This is a genomic window from Flavobacterium sp. N502536 (genome assembly GCF_025947345.1).
In the GTDB taxonomy this organism is placed as follows: domain Bacteria; phylum Bacteroidota; class Bacteroidia; order Flavobacteriales; family Flavobacteriaceae; genus Flavobacterium.
Genome location: NZ_CP110011.1, coordinates 1,519,547 through 1,544,908, shown reverse-complemented (window position 1 = coordinate 1,544,908; position 25,362 = coordinate 1,519,547). Strand labels below are relative to the sequence as shown.

Here is a 25,362-nt window from a genome sequence, read left to right as displayed (position 1 = left end):
TTATTCGCTTTTCGGGATACAGCATTCAGAAAAGGATAATTATAAAATATAGTAGATCATGATAAAAAATTTAAAATGGCTGTTTTTGGTTTCAGTAACCTTTATGGCTTGTAATAGTGATGATGATGTAGCAACGGTATCTGATTCGTCAGATGGTCAGCCGTTAACTTCGGGGCAGGCAAATTTTTCGAAGTATGTTGCGTTGGGGGATTCTTTCGCGGCAGGTTTTTCAGACAACGCTTTGTTTAAAGCCGGTCAGACCAATGCATACCCTAATATTCTGGCACAGCAATTTGCATTGGTAGGCGGAGGTGCTTTTACAACACCTTTTATGACCGATAATCTTGGAGGGTTTTCCTCCGGAGGTGTTCAGGTACCAAGTTTGGGGGTTAGATTGTATTTAGATGTGGCAACAAGTACCCCGGTTCCGGTTAGTGGTATTTCGGGTACAGATATTAGCGCGCGTTTGACAGGAGCTTTCAGTAATTTGGGAATTCCGGGAGCAAAAGCAACTCATTTGGCACTTGCAGGATACGCCAGTGCTAATCCTTATTTCGGAAGGATTGCTTCTTCGGCTTCCGCAACGGTTTTAGGGGATGCTTTAGCGCAGAACCCAACTTTTTTCTCTTTGTGGATTGGTGGTAACGATGTCTTAGGTTACGCCACGTCCGGAGGAGACGGAACAAATCCGATTACAGATCCGGCTACTTTTGATGCTGTTTATAAAAACCTGGCAACAGAGTTGTCTAAGAGCGGAAGAAAAGGTGTTGTGGCCAATTTACCAGACATCAGTACATTACCGCACTTTACAACAGTTCCTTATAACCCATTAACGATTTCTGTTTTAGGGAATGGAAATGCAGCTGTCGGGACAGCTACTATTAATGCACTTAATACACAGTTGTATGGTCCGTTAAAAGGTGCATTAAATTATTTGGGAGTTACAGACAGAATTGAATTATTGTCACTTACTGCGGCAAATCCATTATTGATAAAAGATGAAACCCTTGCCAACTTATCTGCACAACTTACTGCGGTACTTACACCGTCAGTAGGAGCACAGACTGCGGCTTTTTATGGTACTGTTTTTGGTCAGGCGCGTCAGGCTAAAGCTACCGATTTGGTGCTTTTGACAACCAGAGCAGCAATTGGAACGGCACCTACAGCTGCTAACTCAGGAATTGGAATGGCTCCTCCGGCGCCATTGGATAAGTTTGGGATTACATACCCATTACAGGATAAGTTTGTTTTGATACCAAAAGAAATAGCTGATATTAAAACGGCTACTGCTGCCTATAATTTAACAATCAAAGCAGCTCAGGAAGCAAATGGTCTGGCTTTGGTAGATGCTGACGGGCTGATGAAACAGTTGTCTACTCCAAATGGAATTTCGGTAGACGGGTATACTTTGACAAGTACATTTGTTTTCGGGGGAGTGTTTTCTTTGGATGGTGTTCATCCTTCAGCTAGAGGTTATGCATTTATTGCGAATAAATTTATTGAAGCAATTAATGCGAAATATGGTTCCAATCTAAAAGGGGTAGATGTGGGGAATTACCAGACACTTTATCCTAAAGTTATAAATTAATATTTATTTTTTCATAAAACAGCCACTTGCTTTCAGAACGCAGTGGCTTTTTTTATGGGGTTAAAAAATGCTGTTTTCGGTATTTGAGGCCTCACTTTTAAGAATCAAACAAAATCGTAGTATTTTTTATAAAAAAAATATTGATTTTATATTTTAAAAAATTATCTTTGCGCTCTGAAAAAAGAGGTATTTTCGATAAACCTAAATAGCTATTTAATAAATACATAAGTAATGTCAAAAGTAATAGGAAAAGTTGCTCAAATCATTGGACCAGTAGTTGACGTAGTTTTCAACGGTAAGGATGTTGAACTTCCAAAAATTTATGATTCACTAGAAGTCACTAAAAAAGATGGAACTTTATTAGTTCTAGAAGTACAATCTCACATTGGAGAAAACACTGTTCGTACAATCTCTATGGACTCAACAGACGGTTTGTCTAGAGGATATGAAGTAGTTGGAACTGGTAATCCAATCCAAATGCCAATCGGTCCAGACGTATATGGACGTTTATTTAATGTTGTTGGAGACGCAATTGATGGTTTAGGCGAATTGCCAAAAACTGGAGAAAATGGTTTGCCTATTCATAGACAAGCTCCTAAGTTTGAAGATTTATCAACTTCATCTGAAGTTTTATTCACAGGTATTAAAGTAATCGATTTGATTGAGCCTTACGCAAAAGGAGGAAAAATCGGATTGTTTGGTGGTGCAGGTGTTGGTAAAACAGTATTGATTCAGGAGTTGATCAACAATATTGCAAAAGGTCACGGTGGACTTTCAGTATTCGCAGGAGTAGGTGAAAGAACACGTGAAGGAAATGACTTACTTCGTGAGATGTTAGAGTCAGGAATTATTAAATACGGTGATGATTTCATGCACTCTATGGAAAACGGAGGATGGGATTTATCTAAAGTAGATATGCCAGGAATGAGAGAGTCTAAAGCTACTTTCGTTTTCGGACAAATGAATGAGCCTCCTGGAGCTCGTGCACGTGTAGCACTTTCAGGATTATCTATCGCTGAGTATTTCCGTGATGGAGCAGGAACTGATCAAGGTAAAGACGTATTGTTTTTCGTTGATAACATCTTCCGTTTTACACAAGCAGGTTCTGAGGTATCAGCACTTTTAGGACGTATGCCTTCTGCAGTAGGATACCAACCAACTTTGGCAACAGAGATGGGAGCTATGCAAGAGCGTATTACTTCTACAAACAAAGGATCTATTACATCTGTACAGGCGGTTTACGTTCCTGCGGATGACTTAACTGACCCGGCACCGGCAACAACGTTTGCTCACTTAGATGCTACTACAGTATTGTCTCGTAAAATTGCTGAGTTAGGTATTTATCCTGCGGTTGACCCGTTAGATTCTACTTCAAGAATTTTGACTCCACAAATCTTAGGAAATGAGCATTATGACTGTGCACAAAGAGTAAAAGAGATTCTTCAAAAATACAAACAATTGCAAGATATTATTGCGATCTTAGGTATGGAAGAATTATCTGAAGAAGATAAATTATCAGTATCAAGAGCACGTCGTGTTCAACGTTTCTTATCTCAACCATTCCACGTAGCGGAGCAATTTACAGGTATTCCTGGAGTATTGGTTGATATTAAAGATACTATCAAAGGATTCAACATGATTATCGACGGTGAGTTAGATCATCTTCCTGAAGCAGCTTTCAACTTGAAAGGTTCTATCCAGGATGCTATCGAAGCTGGAGAAAAAATGTTAGCTGAAGCATAATCAAGCATAGCTTGACAAACATCAAAAAATAAAAATTCCAAATTCCAAAATTGGGATTTGGGATTTTATAATTTGGAATTTAAAAAAAAGTTATGATTTTAGATATAGTATCACCAGAGGCAAAATTATTTTCAGGAGAAGTAACATCGGTTACATTACCTGGAGTGGATGGAAGCTTCCAAATATTGAATAATCACGCTCCTATTGTTTCTATTTTGGAAAAAGGAACGATTAAAATTGCTGCTGCAAAGTTTAATTTTTCTAAAGAAGTAGCGAGTAAATTCACGAAAGTAAACGAGCAAACCTATACATTAGAGATTGCATCAGGTACTGTTGAAATGAAAGATAATAAAGTAATTGTTTTAGTTGACTAAAACAGTTTTAGAATAAAGAAAAAGACCTCAAGCAATTGAGGTCTTTTTTTATGCCTTCATTTTGTGCTTTTGAACAATTAAAGAATGCGGTTTTTGTCGCTGTAATTGGAGTAAGTAAACCGGGGTAACTGATACTGCCACCTCGTTGTTTATTTTACAATCAATTTTATAACTTTGCTTTTATGAAATTACCCGAAAACCTGAATCAGAGATTAGAGATACGAAAGCAAAACAATTCGCTTCGAAAATTACCCGTATTGGGTAATTTGGTCGATTTTTCGTCGAATGATTATATAGGTTTTTCAAAATCAGAATCTATTTTTAAGCGCACGCATGCTTATTTGCTTGAAAATGAGATTTTTCAAAATGGAGCCACAGGATCTCGATTAATTTCGGGCAATCACTCCTTGTATCAAATTACAGAAGCCTTTATTGCTGAATTTCATGACGCTCAGTCGGCATTAATCTTTAATTCGGGTTACGATGCCAATGTTGGGTTTTTTAGCGCTGTACCGCAACGAAATGATGTTATTTTGTATGATGAGTTGAGTCATGCCTCTATTCGTGACGGAATCATCATGTCTAATGCAAAATCATATAAATTCAATCACAATGACTTTGAAGATCTGGAGCGTCTCATTCAGAAGTTTCCGAATACTACGGTCTATATTGTCACCGAAACCGTTTTTTCTATGGATGGAGATAGTCCAAATTTAGAAGAATTAGTAGAGTTGTCAGAGCGATACAATTGTTACTTAGTGGTTGATGAAGCACACACTTTGGGTGTTTTTGGAGACAAGGGTGAAGGTTTGATGCAATACCAGAAATTGCATAACAGAATTTTTGCCAGAATCATGACTTTCGGAAAAGGTTTGGGCTGTCATGGTGCCGTAGTCTTAGGAGATCCCGATCTCAAAGAATATCTGGTTAACTTTGCCAGAAGCTTTATTTATACTACCGGACTTTCACCACATTCTGTTGCTGCAATTTTGATCGCCTACCAGCAATTGGAAATAGAAAAAGCAACGATTGAAAAGTTACGTCAGAACATCGTATTCTTCAATCAGCAAAAAAACTTGTTGGGGCTGAAACCCATGTTTGTTCGAAGTAAATCGGCCATACAATCTGCGATCGTCCGGGAAATGAAAATGTGAAACGGCTTGCGCAACAACTTCAGGACAAAGGTTTCGATGTAAAACCCATACTTTCTCCAACTGTTCCGGAAGGCCAGGAACGTTTGCGCTTTTGTATTCATAGTTATAATTCAGAACAGGAAATCAATCAGATTTTAGAATTATTAGGAAATTTTGTATTTTAGCATATGCTGTTCCACAAAGAATCGCAAAGATATCACGGAGCCTCACAAAGTTATTTTGTGGGGCTTTTTTTTTCTTTGTGTATCTCTGTGAAACTATAAATAATAAAAAAAACTTCCGTTAGCCCTTTGTTCTTGGGCTTTTATAAAAAAGTTTAATTTTTTTTGTAACGTTTTGAATGTTTGATTACTTACGAGTCGTAATCAAATAAACCAAAATAATTATGAAAACAACTTCAATATCAGTTACCGAAAAAGTATTCAATTTTGTATTTGTCTTTGTCGCTTCGGCAGGACTTGGCTATTCTTTAGTGAATCAGTTTATTTTAGACAAACCGAATAAAGAATTACTCCTCATTATGATTTGCCTCTTCTTTGCTTCATTGGCATCCTGGCAGAGAAAAAAATACAGTAAATCGTAATACGTATTTTAGCAATCATCAGTCAAATCAAATCAGTCAAATCAAATCAAATCAATCAATCAATCAAACTCAATCAAATCATCATCAATCAATTAATCAATCAACAAAATGAAAAATTTATTTACATCAGCAATCGCAGCAGTCGCATTATTTTTTAACGGAACAGCGCAAGCACAGCTAAAATCTCCAAAACTTGAAAATTCGCTTTTATGGGAAGTGTCCGGAAATGGATTGTCAAAGCCATCTTATTTGTATGGAACCATTCACACCATATGTGCAAAGGATTATTTTATGTCTGAAAAAACGAAAAAGGCATTTGAAGCGTCTAATGAGTTGGTTTTGGAAATTGATTTTGCAGATCCAAAAGAGATGGCAGACATGCAGCAATTGGCTATGGGGAAAGAACCATTAAGCAAGAAGCTGAGTTCGGAACAACTTTCAAAGTTGGATGTAATTCTGCAAAAAGCAACCGGAATGAATGTAAAACAGGTGGATGCTTTTAGTCTGGCTACGGTAATGAGCCTGATTTCTGTAAAAACTTTCGGCTGTGACGATATCAGGCTGTATGAAATGGAATTTATTGAGAAAGCCAAGAAAAGAAACATTGAAATCGGAGGTTTGGAAACGGTAAAAAGCCAAATGAAAATACTCGAGAATGCTTATACAGATGATGAATTGCTTCAAATGCTGGAGGGGTTAAGTGCTTCGTTAACGGCTGAGTCAGTCGCGCTTTATAAAAATGAAAATATAAGTGGGTTGTATGATGTTACGACCGATGAAAAAATGTCTAGTGAAAAAACAAATAAGGTTATCTTAGACGAAAGAAACATCAATTGGGTAAAGAACATGCCGGGATTGATGAAAAAAGAGAGTGTCTTTTTTGCTGTAGGATCGGCACATTTGGGAGGAGATTATGGAGTGATTAATTTATTAAGAAAAGCGGGGTATAAGGTAAAACCAATATTGAATTAAGATTATTTTGAAAGAGAAAGAACAAGAATTTTTAAATCGGATCGAAAGTCATAAGGGGATACTTTACAAAGTTTCAAAGATGTACATGGATAATCCTGACGATCAACAGGATTTGTTTCAGGAAATTATCTGTCAGCTTTGGAAATCGTATGATTCTTTTAGAAGCGAAAGTCAGTTTTCGACCTGGATGTATCGTGTCGCAGTGAATACAGCCATTGTTTTTCTGAAAAAGGAAAAGCGAAAGGTAGATAAGTACGAAATCGCCTCTGAGAATATTAAAGAAGATGAAGGCGATTCGCACATCAAGGAAAGTCAGATTGATCATTTTTATAAAGCGGTTCAAAAACTCGAAAAAATAGATAAAGCAATCATTTTTTATCAATTGGAAGGTTTCTCTCATAAAGAAATTGGTGAGAACTTAGGAATTTCAGAAGGAAACGCCAGGGTGAAACTCAACAGAGCAAAAGAAAAATTAAAAGAAATAATTAAAAATCAGGGATATGGATTTTAACGATATACAAAACGCATGGAATAACGAAAAGACCGAAAACGTCGTTGTTCCGAATAATTTAGAAAAAATACAATCGGCAAGTATGCCTTTGGATCGGATTAGAAAAAGTTTAAGAATGGAATTCTTTATTCAGTTTTTATCTTTTGTGATTATAGGTCTCTTACCATTTGATAGTAAGTTTCCACCAAACTTAGTGGTACCGTTCTACTTCATTTTTGCGATATTGCTTGCAATAGGCATTTATTATTTGACGCAGCTTTTTTTGTTCTACAGAAGATTGAATAAGGTGGCATTAAAAACGAAAGACAGTTTGTATGAAACGTATCTGGATATCAGGCTAAATATGCAGCTTTATAAAACGTTTACTTTTTCGTTATCGCCTTTTTTTCTCATTTATTTCTTCGGGTTTATTCTGTACCAAATGCCGGATTTCATGCAGGTTTTAGATGAGGGTTTTGCCAACAGAAAATTAGGACTGCTTGTGTTTGTTTTTGTACTTACAATTTTACTTATTGGCGTGTTTACCGAATGGTGGGTACATCACTGCTATGGAAAATACGCTAAGGAAATCAGAAAAGTGATAGACGAACTGAAAGAAGAATAAAAAATAACAAACCCATCGCAATGATGGGTTTTGTTTTTTATTGGTATTTTTGCATACATTATTAAACAGATATTCACTTGGTGAGTCTTTGTGAAACAAAAGAAGTATGAAAATATTTATTACCGGAATTTCAACTGATGTTGGTAAAACCGTTACTTCGGCAATTGTTGTTGAAGCTTTAGAGGCCGATTACTGGAAACCCATTCAGGCTGGAGATTTGAATTTTAGCGATACACATAAAGTAAAATCTCATATCTCCAATTCAAAATCTCAATTCTACCCTAATGCATATGAGTTAAACACACCGGCAAGTCCGCATCTGGCTGCGGAGATTGATGGTGTTACGATAGATATAAAGAAGATTGTGGAACCCGAAACTACGAATCATTTGGTAATTGAAGGTGCCGGTGGACTATTTGTTCCGTTAAACGAAAAGGAGACCATTGTCGATTTGATTCAGTCCGATTATAAAGTAATTGTGGTTTCAAGACATTATTTAGGAAGCATTAATCACACCTTGTTAACCATAGAAGCGATTCAGAATAGAGGTTTTGAAGTTGCAGGAATCATCTTCAGTGGAAACGAAAATCAATCGACCGAAAGTTTAATTCTGAATAAAACCGGAGTACAATGCATCGGAAGAATTGATGATGAACCGTACTTTGATCAGAATGTAATTAAGGAATACGCCGATTTGTTCCGTAGTAATTTATTAAAATTGTAAGATGTGATCTGTAAGATGTAATCTGTGAAATGTTAGAAGTGGTTTGTGGAAAGTAAAAAACTTTCATCTCACAACTCACATTTTACATTTCACAAAGAACATTTCACTAAGTACATCTCACATTTTACAAATCACATTTCACAAGAAAAAAACATTTCACAAGATATGACATTAACAGAAAAAGACAGTCAATACCTTTGGCATCCGTATACACAGCATAAAACAGCACAGACTCCAATTGCAATTTCCAGAGGTGAAGGCGCTTTACTTTGGGATGAGAACGGCAAAGAATATATTGATGCCATTGCTTCGTGGTGGGTCAATCCGTTTGGACACAGTAATCGATTTATTGCCGATGCGATTTACAAACAGTTAACCACTTTAGAGCATGTTTTGTTTGGCGGTTTCACACACGAGCCGGCGATCAAAGTGGCTGAAAAGCTGATGGAAATTTTGCCTAAAAACCAACAGAAGATTTTCTTTTCTGACAATGGTTCCACAGCAGTGGAAGTGGCCATCAAAGTCGCATTGCAGTTTTTTTTCAATAAGAATGAAAAGCGTACTACGATAATTGCTTTTGAAAATGCTTTTCACGGTGATACTTTCGCGGCAATGGCAGCAAGTGGGATCTCTTTTTATACGCAGGCTTTTCAGGGAATGTTTATTGATGTAGTCCGAATTCCGGTTCCGGTAAAAGGGCAGGAGCAGGAAAGTTTTGACGCTTTGAGAGCTGTAATTCAAAAGCATGATTGTGCCGGATTTATTTTTGAACCTTTGGTGCAGGGTGCCGCCGGAATGGTGATGTACGAGCCTGAGGCTTTAGCAAAACTAATGCAGATTTGTAAAGAGAGCAATGTTCTTACGATTGCCGACGAAGTAATGACGGGTTTTGGTAAAACGGGAAAAACCTTTGCAATGGACTATGTGACCGAAGTTCCCGATATGATTTGTTTGTCAAAAGCACTAACCGGAGGAACAATCCCAATGGCGATTACCACTTTTACACAGGAAGTTTTTGATGCTTTTTATGACGATGACATCAATAAAGCTTTGTTTCACGGGCATACTTTTACCGCGAATCCTACAGGTTGTGCTGCGGCTTTGGCGAGTATTGAGTTGTTGCATACGGAGGAGATGCAGGCTAATATTGAGAGAATTCATAAAAGCCATCTCGACTTTCAGAAGAAAATAGAGAATCATTCGAAAGTAATTACAGCCAGAACATTGGGAGTTATCTTTGCAGTCGAAATCAAATCAGATTCTGAAGAAAGTTATTACGGTTCAATGCGAACCAAGCTTTATAATTTCTTTATTGACAAAGGAGTTGTTTTGCGTCCGGTAGGAAACATTGTTTATATTTTGCCTCCTTATATAATGAGCGACGAACAGCTTCAAAAAGTGTACAAAACAATTGAAGATGCTATAGAAATGGTGTAAATTTGCACACAGATTTTCACGGACTTAACGGGTTTACTCCAAGTCAAAATAAAAAGTATCGTAAGGGCTCTAAATTAAAGAGATTGTTGCGGAAACTTTTGTAAAACGGACTGAATTTCAGAAGTAAGATGTGGAAGCCTGCCGTAGCGGTTTGCGACTTTTACGGCTAGAAAAACAACCTTAGGGTTATAAATTACAAACATTGAATAAAAAAATCTCCATAACAGCTTTTTCTTCTATTTCACCTTTAGGAAATACTACAGATTCAGTTTGGAAAAAGTACCTGGATCGTGAGCATTGTTTTACGAAACAATTTTTAGATCAACAGCAAACGTCTGTTGCTGCTCTTGATGCCGAATCTAAACAAATCGTAGCAGAAGTGCGGGAGTCAGATCCGAAGTATAAATTTTTAGATGATTCGGTTTTGTTTGCTTTGGCAGCGTCAAGAGAGGCAGTGAGGCAAGCAGGATGGAATTCAGAAGATATTTTTGGAATCAATATTGGTTCGTCACGCGGGGCAACAGATTTATTTGAAAAGCATTACAAAGAATATATCGATACCGGAAAGGCACAAACTTTAGCTTCTCCAACCACAACTTTGGGAAATATATCGTCGTGGATTGCTCATGATTTGCAAAGTACAGGCCCCGAAATATCACATTCTATAACCTGTTCAACGGCGCTTCATGCTTTGTTAAATGGAGTGGCATGGTTGAAATCAGGCATGGCAGATAAATTTTTGGTGGGAGGGAGTGAAGCTCCGTTAACCGATTTTACGATTGCTCAAATGCGAGCGCTTAAAATATATTCAAGAATTGATCAGGAATTAGAATCCTGGCCCAATCTGGCGTTCGACTTTGATAAAACCCAGAATACTATGATTTTGGGGAAGGTGCAGCGGTTTGTTGTCTCGAATCTGGAGAACAGGAAAATGCATTGGCATACGTTACAGGAGTGGGGTATGCAACCGAAATTTTAGAACATAATATCTCAATTTCTGCAGAAGCGACCTGTTTTCAGAAATCAATGAAAATGGCTTTAAAAGATGTTGCTCCCGAAACGGTTGATGCTATTGTGATGCACGCGCCAGGAACAATCAAAGGAGATTTGACGGAACTACGCGCTATCGAAAAGGTTTTTGGTTCTCAGTTGCCTTTGCTCACCACCAATAAATGGAAGATTGGACATACTTTTGGAGCATCCGGTATATTGAGTTTAGAGTTGGCACTTTTAATGTTTCAGCACGATACTTTTATCGGAGTACCTTTTGGAGAAGAGCAAAAACAGACTAAACCCCTTAGAAAAATATTGATTAATGCGGTAGGTTTTGGAGGAAATGCAGTTAGTATTCTGATTGAAAAACCATAGTTTCACACCAATCTAAGAGATAAAAAAAATCCATTCTGCTAACAGAATGGATTTTTTTATGGGACAAAATATAGGATTTACTGTTTATTAAAGCAGTACCTTTCGGGTGGTGGTAAAATCATTGGCCAGCGTTACCTTAACCAATAAAACCTGATTGCCTGATGACAGGTTCTGAATGTGAAGTTCGGTACTGTTTATTTTGGTTTTGTTGTAAAGCTGTTTACCGGTGATATCAAAAACAGAAACTTCTTTTATGTTTTCTTTCGAGGACAACAACTGGATTGATTTGTTTTTGCTTGAAACCAGAATGCCATTTTCAGTATTTTCAAAATCTCCCGTTCCTAAGGTCTTGGCAGCTTTATAACGCAGTGTCAAACGTTCTGCAAAGGTGCCGGCTTCGGTTTTAAAAGTATAATTGCTTTGGCTTAAATTGTGAACTACTCCGGTTGCTTTGTCTTCGATGTAAATGGCCTGAGTACTCATATTTCCGTCTACTTCGTCTATGGCAACTGTAAAATCACCTGCAACAGTAGTTCGGTAACCCAATGGAACAAGATCTGAATCGGTAAAAGGCAACGCACGACCTTGAATTACATATTTGTTTTTGGCATCTACACTGTAAAAATCCAAATATTGATTCCCATCAAAAGTTAGTCCGTCATATTTGCTTTCATAGTCATTGGTTGCACCTTCGATGTAACTAACTAATAATTGCTTAAAAGCTCCTGTTGCATTGGTCATGTTTAGCCAAACTCTATGTTTTTCTATCGCAGTTTCTTTGGAGGTGTTTCCAGGTCTGAAAAATTGGCCGTTATTGGCTCCTCCCACTCGCATTGCATTGTTGAACTTTACTTTTCCTCCGGCATTAGTGGTTACAAAAAACGATTGTCCGGCTGCTATTTTTCCTGTTGGTTTAACGCCTTTATCTTTTGCAGGATCGTTACTGTGTTGTTTATCTGATTTTGCCGAAACACCACCGCTCAGGTTGTATGAAGCATAATCATCACTGCTGTATTGATTCGTTGCTACAGGTTTTGCCGGTGTGTTGTGTGTCCAGAAATAAAGAGTTCCGTTTAACATCGGATTATCTTTCAAAAGCAAATCTGCATCTAGAGCAGACGGATATGGATTTCCAATTAAGTAACTTTTTGCAGCAGCTAAAAGTTCTCCTTCCAGATCTCCATTGTTTGGAACTCCTTTAAAAGTTGCGGTAAATTCTTGTTTATTTGTATTGGTGTAGTTTGAAGGACCTCGGATAATGTATCCTTTCCCCACAACCATATTGCTTTCTCTGTTGGTTTGTACCCATTGTGTGCCGTCATTACCATAGTATTTACTGGCAGTAGTCAAAGGTGAAACGTCCACTAATTTTTGTGGAGTTACTGGAGTAGACCAATACAAATAATCTTTTTGAAATATAGGCGGACTGGTACGGATATAATTAATATTTCCGGTATTTACAGCATTAGTTTTTTGTATCAAACTTGAATTGTTTTCAAATACTAAAAGTCCTGAATCAACATCGATACTGTTCATTACAGTCAGAGTCACTCCCGATTTTATAGTTACTGTCGCTCCATTGTCAATCGTACAGGAACATCCGTTAAGATCGGCTTCTGCTGTATAATTTCCGGTAAAGTGAATCAGATCGTTGAATGATGGTGTTCCGCCTGACCATTTATTTCCATTCCAGACATTCCCGGGCAGGATCACTACATCCGCAGAATATACTTTGGTACAATTATCGTCAATGGCAAATTTGTAAGTTCCGGGTGCTAATCCGGTAATCTCGTAGGTTGTTCCCGCAGTGGTATACGTATATTCCGTTCCTCGGGATTCCATTAATTTTCCTGAATGAGGTATGTTACCCAAAACAACACTTCCGGTAGGTGTAGTGCAATTGGGTTGTTTGATAGTGCCTACTGTTGGGGCAGTTGTTATTGTTACTGAAGTCGTATTGCTAGCGTCTGCAGCTGTCGAGCATCCATTTGAATAATTTACCGTTACTGTTTTGTCTCCTTTTGTTAACCATTTAAGTGTTACACTATGATCTGAAGTTCCAATTCCTCCGGTTTGAATTTGATAATCCGTATTGATGGTTCCAGGTACATACCAGCGATAGTTAGTTTTTCCGGGTTGAGTGGTGTAGGTTGTGGTGGTATTAGCACAAGTGGTTGAAGATGGAGAACTTGTAAAAGTCGCTGCCGCACCGCTATCTACAGTTATAAGTACAACATTAGAAGTAGTTTTGCTGCATCCATTAGCCTGACTGATGACTCTGAAATAAGTGCTTTGAGATAAAGGGCCTATTTTGGCACCTGGAAGTGTTTTTAACTTTGCAGATGATGGGATATCGTACGGATTGGTGAATTCTGCATCTGTAGAATTTTGCCATTTTATGACAGAATCCACACTCCCTCCATTAAGTACTAAGTCGTTGGGAGTTTTATTATTGCATATCGTTTGATCTGAACTTAAAGTACCGCTAACAGAAAGATTTGGTTTTATAACCAGAGACACATTGTAGTTTTTACTAGTACATTTTGGAGAGTCTGTGTCGACATAAAGTACCGCATTGTAGGTTCCGACGGCAAGACAGTATGGAAACTGAATCGTAATGCTTCCATTAGGTTGCGAAGTATTTCCTTTTTGTGTATTACTGCTTATTCCTGCAGCTACAGCGGCCGGATCAAATTTTAAATAATATTGATCTGAGTTGTTGCCAGTGTAGGTTAATGTTGCTGAAGTGGAAAATTGCATTGCTTCGGTAACTGGAGCCGGTGTTATTACAACTTCAGGTTTGACGATTATTGTATAGGTAGACGAATATTGAGGGGAACAGCCATAGTTGCTTACATAGGCACGGTATTCCCAGGTCCCCGCAGAAGAAGGAACTTCGGAATAAGTTTTTGTAGTATTGGCAATATCAGTCCAGGTCGAGGAATTATTTAAACGTTTTTCCCATTTCTCAACAGATCCTACGGGATTACCTTCTAAGCGCATTGTACCTGTATCTGTGTTTATGCAAATTTGGTTAAGACCTCCTCTGTTTATTACGCCGCCTCTTGAGTTACCGACCACACTTACGGAAAGAGAGCTTGATGAGCTTTCTCCACAGTTGTTTTTAGCTCGTACCGTAAGGTTTGAGGTTAGGTTATAATCGGGTGATGTTACTGTTATTGAATTTGTTCCCTGACTGGATGTAATTTGGAGGTTACCATTTGATGAAGTCCAGATATAGGAAGTTGCTCCCGTCACATTAGAAATGCTGTAGGTCTGTGTAGAAGATTGACAGATTGTTGCAGATCCAGTGATTGTTCCTGGTGTTGCAGGTGCACTACATTGAGCATATGCTGAGTTGAAAAAGAACACCATTAAAGAAGTTAAAATGGCAACCTTTAATCGGGTAGGAGATGACAGGTTTTTTGCATTAAAAAAGGGAACATTAGAAAGTAAAGTTTTCTTCATAGTGAGTGTATGCTATACAATTTGTTATGCCGGAATGGGATAAAATTTTGCCCGGGCAAAGATAGATACATCTACGTGTTCGAGAAGAGACGGGTTTTTGCAATGGTCATTTAATCGATAAAGCGTTAAAATAGTCGACGAAATGCATGTATAAAAATACGATTCTGTGTTATTTCTTATAAATAGCGTTTTTAAAGTATAAGAAAAATCGCAAAATACTGCTCAAAATCATTAGGTTTTTAGAACTATAAATAGGAAAAACGTCTTTTGAGTAAAAAATTCACAAGAAAATAGCATGTGTGGATGTCATGATTTTGACCAAAAAAGCCAGAAAGAAGTGAGGTTAGGCCCGTGATTTTTGTGGACTAGAATTCTTTTTCAAGTAAATTGACTTTATCGTAAACAAGGAAACTTTCATATCCGCGACGAAGCATATAGTCGCAGAATTTTTTTCGTTTTTTTAAAGTGTTTTTTTCGGTAATGCTATTCCAGCATCGTTCAGAAAGTTGGTCGAAAGTGGCTTCGTATTCTTCGGCCGTAATTTCTTTTAAAGCAAGCGTAATATTGGTCGAAGAGATTTGTTTTGCTTTAAGTTCATTGGTTATTCGAATTCTGCCCCAATGTTTGATGCGGTGTTTGCCTCTGGCGAAGCTGCAGGCAAATCGTGTTTCGTTTAGAAAGTTGGTTTCAATCAACTGAACCACAATCATATCAATCTCGTCGGTCGTCATTTTCAGGCTGTACAATTTAGATACCACTTCGGCATGACAACGTTCCTGATAGGCACAGTAATGTTCTAATTTCAGTAGGGCCTCTTTTGGAGTACAGATTGAATTCATGAGTTTTTTCTTTCTTTTTAACGATTGCTGCTAAAAATAGTCATTTAAATGTTAAAAACACAACTATTTTTTTTGTTTTTCTCAAAAAAGTCTTCAGCTAAAATGTTGTATATGTGAGGAATTATAATATTTTTGTACGCAAAAATTAACAGTTTATTAGGGCCTTGTAAAACAGGTTTTTAGCCGTTATTTTTTAAAAACAGAACATCAAAAAATGTATTTTTTAATGCAGTACGTTTTGTGTTTTGTTTGTAAAAACAAATTTAATCATAAATACCACATAGCCCCATGAATAAAAAACTACTATTAAGTTTTGTATTGTTTTTTACTTATCTTATAAATTATGGACAGTGTTCTGTTTATCCGGGTTCGGGAACTACTCAGCTTGGGGCAGAACAGTTTTTTTGTATCGATGGAACAAACCCTATTACGATCGGATCGATGACCGCAAGAAGTTATGTTGTAGTTAATGTAATAAAAGGATATAATTATAGATTTTCGGTACCTAATACTTGGAATAGTGGTGCAAATATTGAATATTTGGGACTGTTTGATGATGCGACTGGGAACGCATATTTAGATCAAGACAGTTCAACAGGTGGTGCTGATATAACCTGGACAGCAACTCTTTCCGGAAGAATAAGGGTTTTATTGCTAAGGGGTAGTGGTTGCTCAAATACAACAGGTAGTGGAGCTACATTGACAATGAGGCTAAATACAGTAGCCAATACTAGTACCAGTACGACAGATTCTCAAACGGGCTATGGAGTAGGTTCATGGAAGGGATATATTTATAATTGGACAGGTTCTGATATTCCTCCTGGAGGCTTTCCTTCATCTACAACTCTTTCTGAAACTACTTATCCATTCATTACAGGGTCGGCAGCGAATTATGCGGGGTACTATGATGTTGGTTCGGATGTAATTCCGGTAAATTTTAATTTTGGTGCAAACAATGATACAAATTGTTTTGATGTATATTCAGAAGGCAATGTAAGAGGAAGTATTGTAACACATAATTTTGCAGTGCGATATCGTATGACTTGGAATAAAGCTCCTGGTTGCTATTTTGTAAAGGTTACGGGTGATGATGGTGTTCGTTTGTATATAGACGGCAATAGAGTTTTTGATAGATGGGTACAGCAAACGCCTACAAATTATGATTATATTTTGGTTAACCTTGCAGCGAATTCAAAACTTGTTTTAGATTATTATGAAAATACGGGTAATAATCAGTTAAGTTTTCAAGCAGTACCTTTTGATGCAAATGCCAATACAATTACAGCTCCGGCGACAACCAATTTTTGTTCAGGTGGAGATCCGGGTGTAATTGAGGGATCTTTTAAGTATAATGATTCGGGAGCCGAGTCGCCGAACCCATACATTGATTATCAATGGATGGTTTCAACTAATGGAGCTACCTATGTAAATGTTCCCTCTAACGGTAATTCAAGAACCTACGATCCTCCTGTAATTAATGCTGCAGGAACAAACACAATAACAAAATACAAGCGAATTGCGACAATTAATGCGGCTAGTGCCCCGGGTGTTAATTGTGTATTTAATGAAAGTAATGAGGTTACTTTTGTTACAAGTCCGAGTCAACCTGCACAACCAGGACTAATTACGGGAGCAGCAACACAATGTACATTCGTTAATAGTCAGGTTTATAGTGTTAACAGTGTGGCAAATGCTGTTTCATATGACTGGAGTCTACCATCGGGTTGGAGCATTGTTAGTGGGGCAGGTACAAATTCAATTACAGTTAATATTGGGTCTACTGGACTAAGTGGAAGTATTGGGGTTCGGGCATGGAATGGCTGCGGATTTGGTACAACAAGAACTTTTACGGTAACGGTAAACGCTGGAAGTGTTGGAGGAACGGTTACTGGTAGTTCTTCAAGTTGTTCGGCAACAAATAGTACTGTATTAACATTAAATGGACGTACCGGATCTGTAATTAGATGGGAATCTTCGACTGATGATTTTGCTTCAGTAGTAAATGCTATATCAAATACTGCAGCAACTTATACAGCTACAAATGTAGCGTCAACAACAAGTTACCGTGCTGTAGTTCAAAATGGAAGTTGTCCAATTGCTTATTCTGCTTCGGCCTATGTTACAATAAATAGAGTATTAACAACAGATGCGGCAGTATGTAAGGGAGGTAGCGGCAGTATGATGGCAAATCCATCAACAAATTTAGGACTTGTAATTGCAGGTTCGTGGATAAATACAAATCCACTAGCAGCCAGACCAAGTGGAACGACATCATGTAGTTTTCCCGGAGGCAATAATAGATATTATGTTGCCAGCAGTTTTCAGGTAACAGTTTCGGGAACATATACTTTTGAAATGAATCCTGATAACACTTATGATGGTATGGGGTATATCGTTTCCGGTGCTTTTGTACCTGGTAGCTGTTCTACTGGCAGTTTCATTGGAGGAGATGATGATAGTGGAAGTGACCGTGAACCTTTAATGACGGTTGCATTGAATGCAGGAACAATTTATACGCTAATATCAACTACCTATGATGGCCCAATTGCGACAGGAGGATTTTCCTGGAAGATCACGCCTCCATCTGGAGGAAAAATTAGTACAGGGATTAATTGGTATAAGGATGCAACAGGTGGTAATCCTATAGCTACTGGGGCTTCTTTTAATCCTGTTGGTGTTGCAGGGTCAGGACTAATGAATACAGATACTGTGGCGACAACACCTTATTATGCTGCTTTTGCTAGTAATACAAGTTGTAGAGTTCAGGCTAATTTTGTGGTAAATCCACTTCCGGCGACACCTACAGTCGGTACAGTTACCCAACTAACCTGTACAACTTCTGGTAGTATTGCTTTAAGCGGGCTACCTTCTGGAGGTACCTTAACAAGATCACCCGGAGCAGTAGTTGTGCCTTATACAGGAACAGTCGTTACAGACGTTAATCTTGGAGAAGGAACGTATACCTATACGGTTGGAAACGGTACCTGTACATCTTTGGCGACTGCCGGGATTGTAATTAATCCGCTTCCCGTAGCGACTTATAACAATGGTTGGGATACTCCTACGACAGCAGGTAAGAAACTTATTTTTGCTTCCAATTTTATCTCTACAGGAGACGTAAACGGATGTTCTTGTGAAGTTAACTCAGGTGCAAATGTCACAATAGGAATTGGACATACGTTAACTATTACCAATGATGTTAAAGTACTTAGTGGTGGTACAATGACTTTTAAAAATACAGCAAGTTTAGTACAAAAAAATAATGTAACCAATACAGGTGATATCACGTACGAACGTACCACACCTCCTATATTGCTAAAAGATTATGTATATTGGTCAACTCCGGTAAGCCCACAAAGATTGGTCGATCTTTCGTCTTCAACGCCTAGCACTATGTATTATGGTTTCGATGGTACACAGTGGGTTCGAACGAACAGGAATGATAATATGGTGATAGGTAAAGGGTATATTATTCGTGCTCCGTCCGGTTATTCGAATAGCTCTAAGACAGCCTATCCGGCAAGTTTTAAAGGAGTTCCGAACAATGGAAATATAGAAACAGAAATGTTGGCTTCAGGAAAAAGTTACTTGATAGGAAATCCTTATCCATCTGCTTTAAGTGCAGAGAGGGTTGTTTCAGAGGGTATAGAAGGGTTTATAAAAACAAATGAAAATGTAATAAATGGTACTCTTTATTTCTGGACGCACAACACACCGGCAAAACCTCTTCCAAGTAATCAGTACAGTGCGGATGATTATGCTTCATTCAATCTGACTGGAGGAACAGCAGCGAGATCGGATGTAGATTTTGGCACTGGCGGTGGTGTTAAACCAACTGGAGAAATTGCGGCTGGACAGTCATTTTTTCTAACGACTAAGGCTGCAGGAAAAATATTGTTTACCAACGCAATGCGATTAGGAGCGGCAGATAATGGTCAATTTTTCAGATCTGCAAACACCTCAAAAGGAACTGCTGTCGAAAAGAACCGTATCTGGTTAAACATGACCAGTGGAACAGGAGCTTTTAAGCAATTATTGGTCGGATACATAGAAGGAGCAAGTAACGATTATGAAAGCCTATACGATGGATTAACTCTTGATGGTAATCAGTATTTAGATTTTTACAGTGTAAGCAATGCGGATAAATTTGTAATTCAGGCACGTGCGTTACCTTTTACCGATTCGGATGTTGTTCCATTAGGCTATCGAACAGCTGTAGCGGGTGATTTCACAATTGGAATAGACGAGGTAGACGGTAAAATGGCCAAGCAGGTGATTTATATTGAAGATAAAACTACAGGAGTTATTCACGACCTGACCCAAAGTAATTATACTTTTAAAACAGAAGTGGGTAACTTTTCAGAACGTTTCGTATTGCGTTATACGGGTAAAACTTTAGGAATTGGAGATCTCGAAAAAGTTAAAGACGGAATCTTAGTTTCGATAAAAAACAAAGTAATTGCGGTACAGTCTGCACAAGAAAACATCAAAGAAGTTACGGTGTATGATGTATCGGGACGAATCCTCTATAATAAAAAGAAAGTGAGTAATACTGAATTACATATTCAGAATTTACCATCATCAAATCAGGTTTTATTGGTTAAGGTAACTTTGGCAAATGATTTTACAGCCACAAGAAAAGTTATATTTCAATAAACCGTAAATAAAATTTTATTTCAAAAAGTCCATTCCGTTTTTCGGAATGGACTTTTTTTTTCGAAAGATATTTTTAAAATATCACTAAAATTGGGGATTGCAGGTTTCAGACAGAGTATTTATTTTTGAGTTAATTCTTGCAAGTATTGTTGGCTTAAAATTCCTGTTTTGATAAAAAGAATAATTCTTTCATTGGTTTTGACGGGCTGCTTGTATGGTCATGGACTCTGTGTGCGGCAAAACAAAGTAGACGTCGCATTCAGTACAGCCGATGACGGGCAGAGAGAAGATGATTTTCAGGATAAAAAGCAGGATGTTATGATCTCGGTACAAGATCGGGTTATTAAAGTGATTTCGGCTCGGGAACCAATCAGCGAAATAATCATTTTTGATATTTTAGGGAAAGAATTGTATCGAAAAGAAAATATTGAAAATTTGGAATTTCAAGGGTTTAAAATCAATTCAGGGAAACAGTTTCTGATACTAAAAATCAAACTGAGAAGTGGAAAGCTAATCACCAGGAAAATTTTGCTTTAAACAGCTGTCAGGCACCTTTTAATTCCTGCTGTTTGTTTTCAGTGAACAATTTCTTCTTTGATTTCCTAAACAAGTACTCTTTTGTTTCTTTTTGAAATTCGCAGAGAAATTGGGCTAATCCGTTGTATATACTGGTAAAGGACTGCTTTTTAGTAGATTGTGTAATAAGATAAGTGTTAAAATCGCACAATTTAATCAAAAACATGTGGCTTCATTGTAAATAAAATCGTACCTTGTTATTACTTTACGATTAAAATGCTTAAAAGCCTGTTAAGTTAATTTTTATCACCTGCTATTAAAACTATTTGGAATACCTATATCCGTTAGTTTTTATCTGCCTAAATACTGATTGCGAATTTAAATGCCCCGATTAAATGAAACAAAAAGTACTTTCCTTACCAATATTTTATTTGTGCCTTCAGGATTAATCTGTCCTGTGTATTGTTGTTTTATTTTTTGAGGTATTTAAAAATTACTTTGATCGGATTTCTGTCTGATTGAAAAGCTATGTTTTTAAATATAAAAAAATACCACGATGAGAAAATATTTACTTACACTTCAGTTATTTGCATTGCCTTTATTTTTTTATGCACAGACTAAAACAGTCACTTTTTCGGCTACAGGAACAACAAATTTAACTACGACTTTTGTGATTCCGGCTGGTTCAACATCTTTAACAATTAGTGCCTGGGGAGGTGGAGGTGCCGGAGGAGGTACAACTAACGCCGGATTAAGCTTAGAAAAAGGAGCTGCCGGTGGAGGTGGAGGCGCTTTTGCCGGAGGAGTATATACAATTTCGTCAGGAGTGACAATTTCTCTTACTGCAGGTGGTGCAGGTGCCGGAGGTACCGGAGTTAATGGTCAGGCAGGGAAAACTTCTTCGGTCACCGGTTTTGTTTCTGCTGTGGGCGGTGGTGGCGGTACAGCCAATACATCGGGAGGTACCCCGGCTAAAGGAGCTGGAGGTCTTGCTTCTTCAAGTGTGGGTACAAATACATTCGATGGTGGATCGGGTGTAGATGGACAAAGTGGTTTAACAGCCGCTTCGGGTTCAGGTGGAAATGGAGGAAATGGTGGTGGCGCAGGAGGTGTAGGAATCTCATCCTTATTGGGTACAGTGGATGGTAATCCTGGTACGGTTCCCGGTGGAGGTGGCGGTGGAGCTAAAAGCTCTGTTCTTGGGGCTGGGAAAGCCGGAGGTGATGGAGGCCCGGGAAGAGTTGTTATCTCATACGATTGTTCAACTTATAGTCTGACCAGTATGAGTGCTACAACGGTAAATATTTGTACCGGAACATCGTCAACAATAACACTTAACGGAAGTTTACCTGTTGGAGTATATAGTGTTGCTTATCAGGTTGATGGTGTCACGCAAACCCCAGCAAGTATGACTGTAACGGGAAGCGGAAGCGGAACTTTTACAGCTCCGGGATTCTCTGCTTTAGGAGCTAAGACTTTAACGGTTACATCTTTAACCTCTGGAACAAGTGGGAATGCAGCCGACAATTGCGTTTCAACAATCAGTGCAAACAATACGACTACTGTAAACGTTACTTCGTCCGGAACTGCTCCGGTTGCTTTGGCCGGAACCGCAGCTACCTGTACTCAGATTACTGCCAATTGGCAATCGGTTGCAGGGGCGACTTACTATACGCTTGATCTGTCAACCGATATTAATTTTGGAAGTTTCGTCGGGACTTACAATGGTTTAAATGTGGGGAATGTTTTAACTACAAATATTACCGGTTTAAGCAATGCGACTACTTATTACTATAGAGTCAGAGCTTTTAATGGTGGCTGTCTCAGTGCTTATTCTAATACCATAACGTACAAACCTGCAGTTTCTCCCGGTAATGTTGTATTGCAGGCAGCCACTAATATTTTTTGTACTGCATTTAAGGCAAATTGGACTGCAGAGGTCAATGCGGTGAGTTATTTATTAGATGTTTCGCTTGTCAATAACTTTGCGAGTTTTGTAACGGGATATAATGCTCTTGATATAGGAAATGTTACCACCTATACAGTGACTGGATTAACCGTAGGTACAACTTATTATTACAGACTCAGATCGAAAAATGGTTGTGGAACCAGTGCAACAGGAACCGCAACAGTACAAAATATAACTACGACTACTCTGCCTTCAACACCTACCATATCACCTTCGGGCTCTGTAACCATATGCCAGAACGGCAATGTCACCTTAACATCCAGTTCGGCTACCAACAACGTTTGGTCTACTGGTGCAACAACACAAAGTATTGTTGTAACAACGGCAGGAAGTTATACTGTAAAGGTGGTGAATCCCGGAAGCTGTGAAAGTGGAGTATCTGCAGCGACAACCGTAGCAGTTGCGAGTTTACCAACAGCCACAGCGGGAGGTAGTGTTACCATATGTTCTAATGCAACGGCAACGGTAAGCGGAGCATCATTCTCAAATGGGACAATTCTGTGGACTTTTAGCGGAGGTACAGGATCATTGTCTAATGCTACAACTCTTACACCAACTTATACTCCAGCTTTGGGAGGTGCTGCAAGAACAGTAACTTTAACAATGACGGTTACCAGTAATAATGCATGTGCTCCGCAAACTGCGACAGCAACTTATACGGTTAATATTCAGGCCGAGCCAACTGCTGCTTCAAGCGGTTCGCAAACCATTTGTGCCAATGCTTCTGCAACGGTAAGCGGGGCTTCGGCGGCAAACGGAACAATTTTATGGACACATAATGGTTCCGGGTCGCTTACCAATGCCACAACGGCTGCGCCAACTTATACTTCGGTAACGGCGGATTCAGGAAATGTGGTAACCTTAACCATGACCGTAACGGCTTCGCCAGTATGTACGACTCCTTATACGGCAACGGCAACCTATCCAATAACCGTTAAGTCTGTACCGAATACACCACTTAACGATCCGCCTGTTCAACCCACTTGCGATGCGCTGACAGGTACAGTAGTTTTAAAGAATTTGCCCAATAGAAACGATTATACCATTGTTCAGACCGGAACTGTTTCTCATAACTATACCGGAGGGATAGGTGGCGATTGGACTAAATATACGGTCACAGGTTTGGCTCCCGGCACTTATCATTTTACAGTAGAGTATCCGGGTACTTGTACCTCTCTTCCTTTGCAGAACATTGTAATAAATGCTTTGGAAACTAATACCTATACGATCGCGGGAGGATGGTCGCTTGGAACGCCAACAGTAAGTCAGAACATTGTTTTTGCCGATGATTTTTCTTCATCCGGAGATGTAAACAGTTGTGGCTGTACGGTGAATGCCGGAAAAAAAGTAACCATAAATTCATCAAATACGTTAACAGTTAAAAATGCATTAGTGGTCGATCCGGCACCTGGAACCTCGCTCACTTTTAAAAGCAGTTCAAGTTTGTTTCAGGTGAATACTGCCGTTAATTCAGGAAGTATTTTTTATGAGCGAACAAGTCCCGGGATCTTTAAAAAAGATTATCTGTATTGGTCAACACCTGTAAATCCTCAAAGACTAATTGATCTTTCCTCCGGAACAGCAGTAACAAAATATTTTGGTTTTGATGGTACGCAATGGGTAGTTACCGATAGAACAACTAATATGGTAGTGGGCAAAGGGTATATCATTCGCGGGCCGGAGACTTATTCGAATACGGTTAAAACAGCATTTACAGGGATTTTCTCAGGAGTTCCGAACAATGGAAATCTGGAAGGAGAACTTTTAAGTTCGGGAAAAAGTTATTTAGTTGGTAATCCCTACCCATCTGCTTTAAGTGCCGATGCCCTGCTAGGCGGAAACAGTTTACTGGGCGGAACTATTTATTTTTGGACCCACAACACGCCTGTGCAATTAACCTATACAAATCAGTATACAACCGATGATTATGCTTCTTATAATTTAAGTGGCGGAGTTTCTGCTAAATCAGATCCCTTACATAGTGATAATCCGGCCAATGATAATGGAATTAAACCAACAGGTAAAATAGCAGCCGGACAATCGTTTTTTGTAACTACTGTAGCTGCAGGGAAAGTACAGTTTAACAATTCGATGCGGGTAGCAGGAAATAACAATCAGTTCTTTAAATCTGAAAACACATCAAAAGAAACAGCTGTGGTAAAAAAACGTATCTGGCTAAACATGAGCAATACCTCCGGAGCCTTTAAACAGTTACTGGTAGGATATATTGAGGGAGCTACGAATGAGTATGATACCAACTATGACGGAATTAGTTTTAACGCTAATCCTTATCTCGATTTTTACAGTATAGCAAACGGGAATAATTATGTAATTCAGGGTCGTGCGCTGCCTTTTGTGGATACCGATATTGTTCCGTTAGGGTATCGCACTACAATCGCGGGTGAATTTACGATTTCGATCGACGAAGTAGATCTTAATATGAACGAACAGCCCATTTACATCGAAGATAAAGTAGCCGGCGTAATTCATGATTTAAAAGCGAGTAATTACACTTTTACAACCGCGATCGGAACTTTTTCAGATCGATTAGTGTTGCGTTATAAAGGCAAAACATTAGGTAGGGGTGATTTCGAAAACCAGGAGAATGCCATCTTTGTTTCGGTTAAAAACAGAATAATAAACGTAATTTCATCCAAAGAACAACTCAAAGAAGTTTCTGTTTTTGATCTCTCGGGGAAATTAATATACAACAAAAAGAAAATTAGCGACAAAGAACTGCAAATACCCAATCTGACTTCAGGGTCTCAGATGGTGCTGGTAAAAGTAACGTTGGAAAATGACTCTACCGGAACCCGAAAAATAGTTTTTTAAACCATTAACAGAAAAAGCAGTTGT

General features: G+C 38.5%; 14 protein-coding genes and 2 pseudogenes. 14 read left to right on the top strand and 2 right to left on the bottom strand.

Translation table 11 applies throughout. The features are described from left to right. Positions 1 to 58: 58 nt before the first annotated feature. The 11 genes and pseudogenes from OLM61_RS06935 to OLM61_RS06885 all read left to right on the top strand — a co-directional run bounded on the left by OLM61_RS06935 (position 59) and on the right by OLM61_RS06885 (position 11,058). On the top strand, positions 59 to 1,588 hold the full coding sequence (locus OLM61_RS06935) for an SGNH/GDSL hydrolase family protein (protein WP_264525664.1): 1,530 nt from the start codon (positions 59 to 61) through the stop codon (positions 1,586 to 1,588). Between the two features lie 231 nt (positions 1,589 to 1,819). Continuing rightward, positions 1,820 to 3,331: a F0F1 ATP synthase subunit beta gene (gene atpD / locus OLM61_RS06930; protein ID WP_017495935.1), complete on the top strand. Its 1,512-nt coding sequence runs from the start codon at positions 1,820 to 1,822 to the stop codon at positions 3,329 to 3,331. A 92-nt stretch (positions 3,332 to 3,423) separates the two neighbouring features. Next, positions 3,424 to 3,705: a F0F1 ATP synthase subunit epsilon gene (locus tag OLM61_RS06925; protein ID WP_264525663.1), complete on the top strand. Its 282-nt coding sequence runs from the start codon at positions 3,424 to 3,426 to the stop codon at positions 3,703 to 3,705. 182 nt (positions 3,706 to 3,887) lie between these two features. Beyond that, a pseudogene (locus tag OLM61_RS06920) lies at positions 3,888 to 5,023 on the top strand (aminotransferase class I/II-fold pyridoxal phosphate-dependent enzyme). A gap of 221 nt (positions 5,024 to 5,244) precedes the next feature. Then, positions 5,245 to 5,442 (top strand): hypothetical protein, encoded by a 198-nt coding sequence (locus OLM61_RS06915; protein ID WP_264525662.1) that lies wholly within the window; start codon positions 5,245 to 5,247, stop codon positions 5,440 to 5,442. A gap of 108 nt (positions 5,443 to 5,550) precedes the next feature. Beyond that, positions 5,551 to 6,414: a TraB/GumN family protein gene (locus OLM61_RS06910; protein ID WP_264525661.1), complete on the top strand. Its 864-nt coding sequence runs from the start codon at positions 5,551 to 5,553 to the stop codon at positions 6,412 to 6,414. Positions 6,415 to 6,493: 79 nt separating this feature from the next. Further along, positions 6,494 to 6,925: an RNA polymerase sigma factor gene (locus tag OLM61_RS06905; protein ID WP_413614373.1), complete on the top strand. Its 432-nt coding sequence runs from the start codon at positions 6,494 to 6,496 to the stop codon at positions 6,923 to 6,925. Next, on the top strand, positions 6,915 to 7,529 hold the full coding sequence (locus OLM61_RS06900; protein WP_264525659.1) for a DUF485 domain-containing protein: 615 nt from the start codon (positions 6,915 to 6,917) through the stop codon (positions 7,527 to 7,529). Before OLM61_RS06905 ends, OLM61_RS06900 begins: the two co-directional genes overlap by 11 nt. Before the next feature lie 106 nt (positions 7,530 to 7,635). Then, entirely contained in the window at positions 7,636 to 8,253 is a 618-nt protein-coding gene (gene bioD / locus OLM61_RS06895; protein ID WP_264525658.1) for a dethiobiotin synthase, read from the top strand. Positions 8,254 to 8,418: 165 nt separating this feature from the next. Next, positions 8,419 to 9,690, top strand: coding sequence for an adenosylmethionine--8-amino-7-oxononanoate transaminase (gene bioA, locus OLM61_RS06890; protein ID WP_264525657.1), 1,272 nt, complete (start codon positions 8,419 to 8,421; stop codon positions 9,688 to 9,690). 202 nt (positions 9,691 to 9,892) lie between these two features. Then, positions 9,893 to 11,058, top strand: a pseudogene (locus OLM61_RS06885) (beta-ketoacyl synthase N-terminal-like domain-containing protein). A gap of 87 nt (positions 11,059 to 11,145) precedes the next feature. Here the strand turns inward: OLM61_RS06885 and OLM61_RS06880 are convergent. Together OLM61_RS06880 and OLM61_RS06875 are read right to left on the bottom strand one after the other, a co-directional pair. Continuing rightward, positions 11,146 to 14,526, bottom strand: a complete 3,381-nt coding sequence (locus tag OLM61_RS06880) for a T9SS sorting signal type C domain-containing protein (RefSeq protein WP_264525656.1) — start codon at positions 14,524 to 14,526, stop codon at positions 11,146 to 11,148. 365 nt (positions 14,527 to 14,891) lie between these two features. Then, the gene (locus OLM61_RS06875; protein WP_264525655.1) at positions 14,892 to 15,365 is read right to left on the bottom strand and encodes a regulatory protein RecX; all 474 of its coding nucleotides are present in this window, start codon (positions 15,363 to 15,365) and stop codon (positions 14,892 to 14,894) included. A 288-nt stretch (positions 15,366 to 15,653) separates the two neighbouring features. Here OLM61_RS06875 and OLM61_RS06870 point away from each other — a divergent pair, with 288 nt between their 5' ends. The 3 genes from OLM61_RS06870 (at position 15,654) to OLM61_RS06860 (ending at position 25,338) form a co-directional block, all read left to right on the top strand. Then, entirely contained in the window at positions 15,654 to 20,021 is a 4,368-nt protein-coding gene (locus tag OLM61_RS06870) for a T9SS sorting signal type C domain-containing protein (RefSeq protein WP_264525654.1), read from the top strand. 168 nt (positions 20,022 to 20,189) lie between these two features. Then, entirely contained in the window at positions 20,190 to 20,558 is a 369-nt protein-coding gene (locus tag OLM61_RS06865; RefSeq protein WP_264525653.1) for a T9SS sorting signal type C domain-containing protein, read from the top strand. A 535-nt stretch (positions 20,559 to 21,093) separates the two neighbouring features. Continuing rightward, the gene (locus tag OLM61_RS06860; protein ID WP_264525652.1) at positions 21,094 to 25,338 is read left to right on the top strand and encodes a T9SS sorting signal type C domain-containing protein; all 4,245 of its coding nucleotides are present in this window, start codon (positions 21,094 to 21,096) and stop codon (positions 25,336 to 25,338) included. Positions 25,339 to 25,362 lie beyond the last annotated feature (24 nt).

Excerpts from the sequence above, each read along its gene's own strand:
- OLM61_RS06935 (WP_264525664.1), top strand. The coding sequence starts at position 59 with ATGATAAAAAATTTAAAATGGCTGTTTTTGGTTTCAGTAACCTTTATG.
- atpD (WP_017495935.1), top strand. The coding sequence starts at position 1,820 with ATGTCAAAAGTAATAGGAAAAGTTGCTCAAATCATTGGACCAGTAGTT.
- OLM61_RS06925 (WP_264525663.1), top strand. The coding sequence starts at position 3,424 with ATGATTTTAGATATAGTATCACCAGAGGCAAAATTATTTTCAGGAGAA.
- OLM61_RS06915 (WP_264525662.1), top strand. The coding sequence starts at position 5,245 with ATGAAAACAACTTCAATATCAGTTACCGAAAAAGTATTCAATTTTGTA.
- OLM61_RS06910 (WP_264525661.1), top strand. The coding sequence starts at position 5,551 with ATGAAAAATTTATTTACATCAGCAATCGCAGCAGTCGCATTATTTTTT.
- OLM61_RS06905 (WP_413614373.1), top strand. The coding sequence starts at position 6,494 with ATGTACATGGATAATCCTGACGATCAACAGGATTTGTTTCAGGAAATT.
- OLM61_RS06900 (WP_264525659.1), top strand. The coding sequence starts at position 6,915 with ATGGATTTTAACGATATACAAAACGCATGGAATAACGAAAAGACCGAA.
- bioD (WP_264525658.1), top strand. The coding sequence starts at position 7,636 with ATGAAAATATTTATTACCGGAATTTCAACTGATGTTGGTAAAACCGTT.
- bioA (WP_264525657.1), top strand. The coding sequence starts at position 8,419 with ATGACATTAACAGAAAAAGACAGTCAATACCTTTGGCATCCGTATACA.
- OLM61_RS06880 (WP_264525656.1), bottom strand. The coding sequence starts at position 14,526 with ATGAAGAAAACTTTACTTTCTAATGTTCCCTTTTTTAATGCAAAAAAC.
- OLM61_RS06875 (WP_264525655.1), bottom strand. The coding sequence starts at position 15,365 with ATGAATTCAATCTGTACTCCAAAAGAGGCCCTACTGAAATTAGAACAT.
- OLM61_RS06870 (WP_264525654.1), top strand. The coding sequence starts at position 15,654 with ATGAATAAAAAACTACTATTAAGTTTTGTATTGTTTTTTACTTATCTT.
- OLM61_RS06860 (WP_264525652.1), top strand. The coding sequence starts at position 21,094 with ATGAGAAAATATTTACTTACACTTCAGTTATTTGCATTGCCTTTATTT.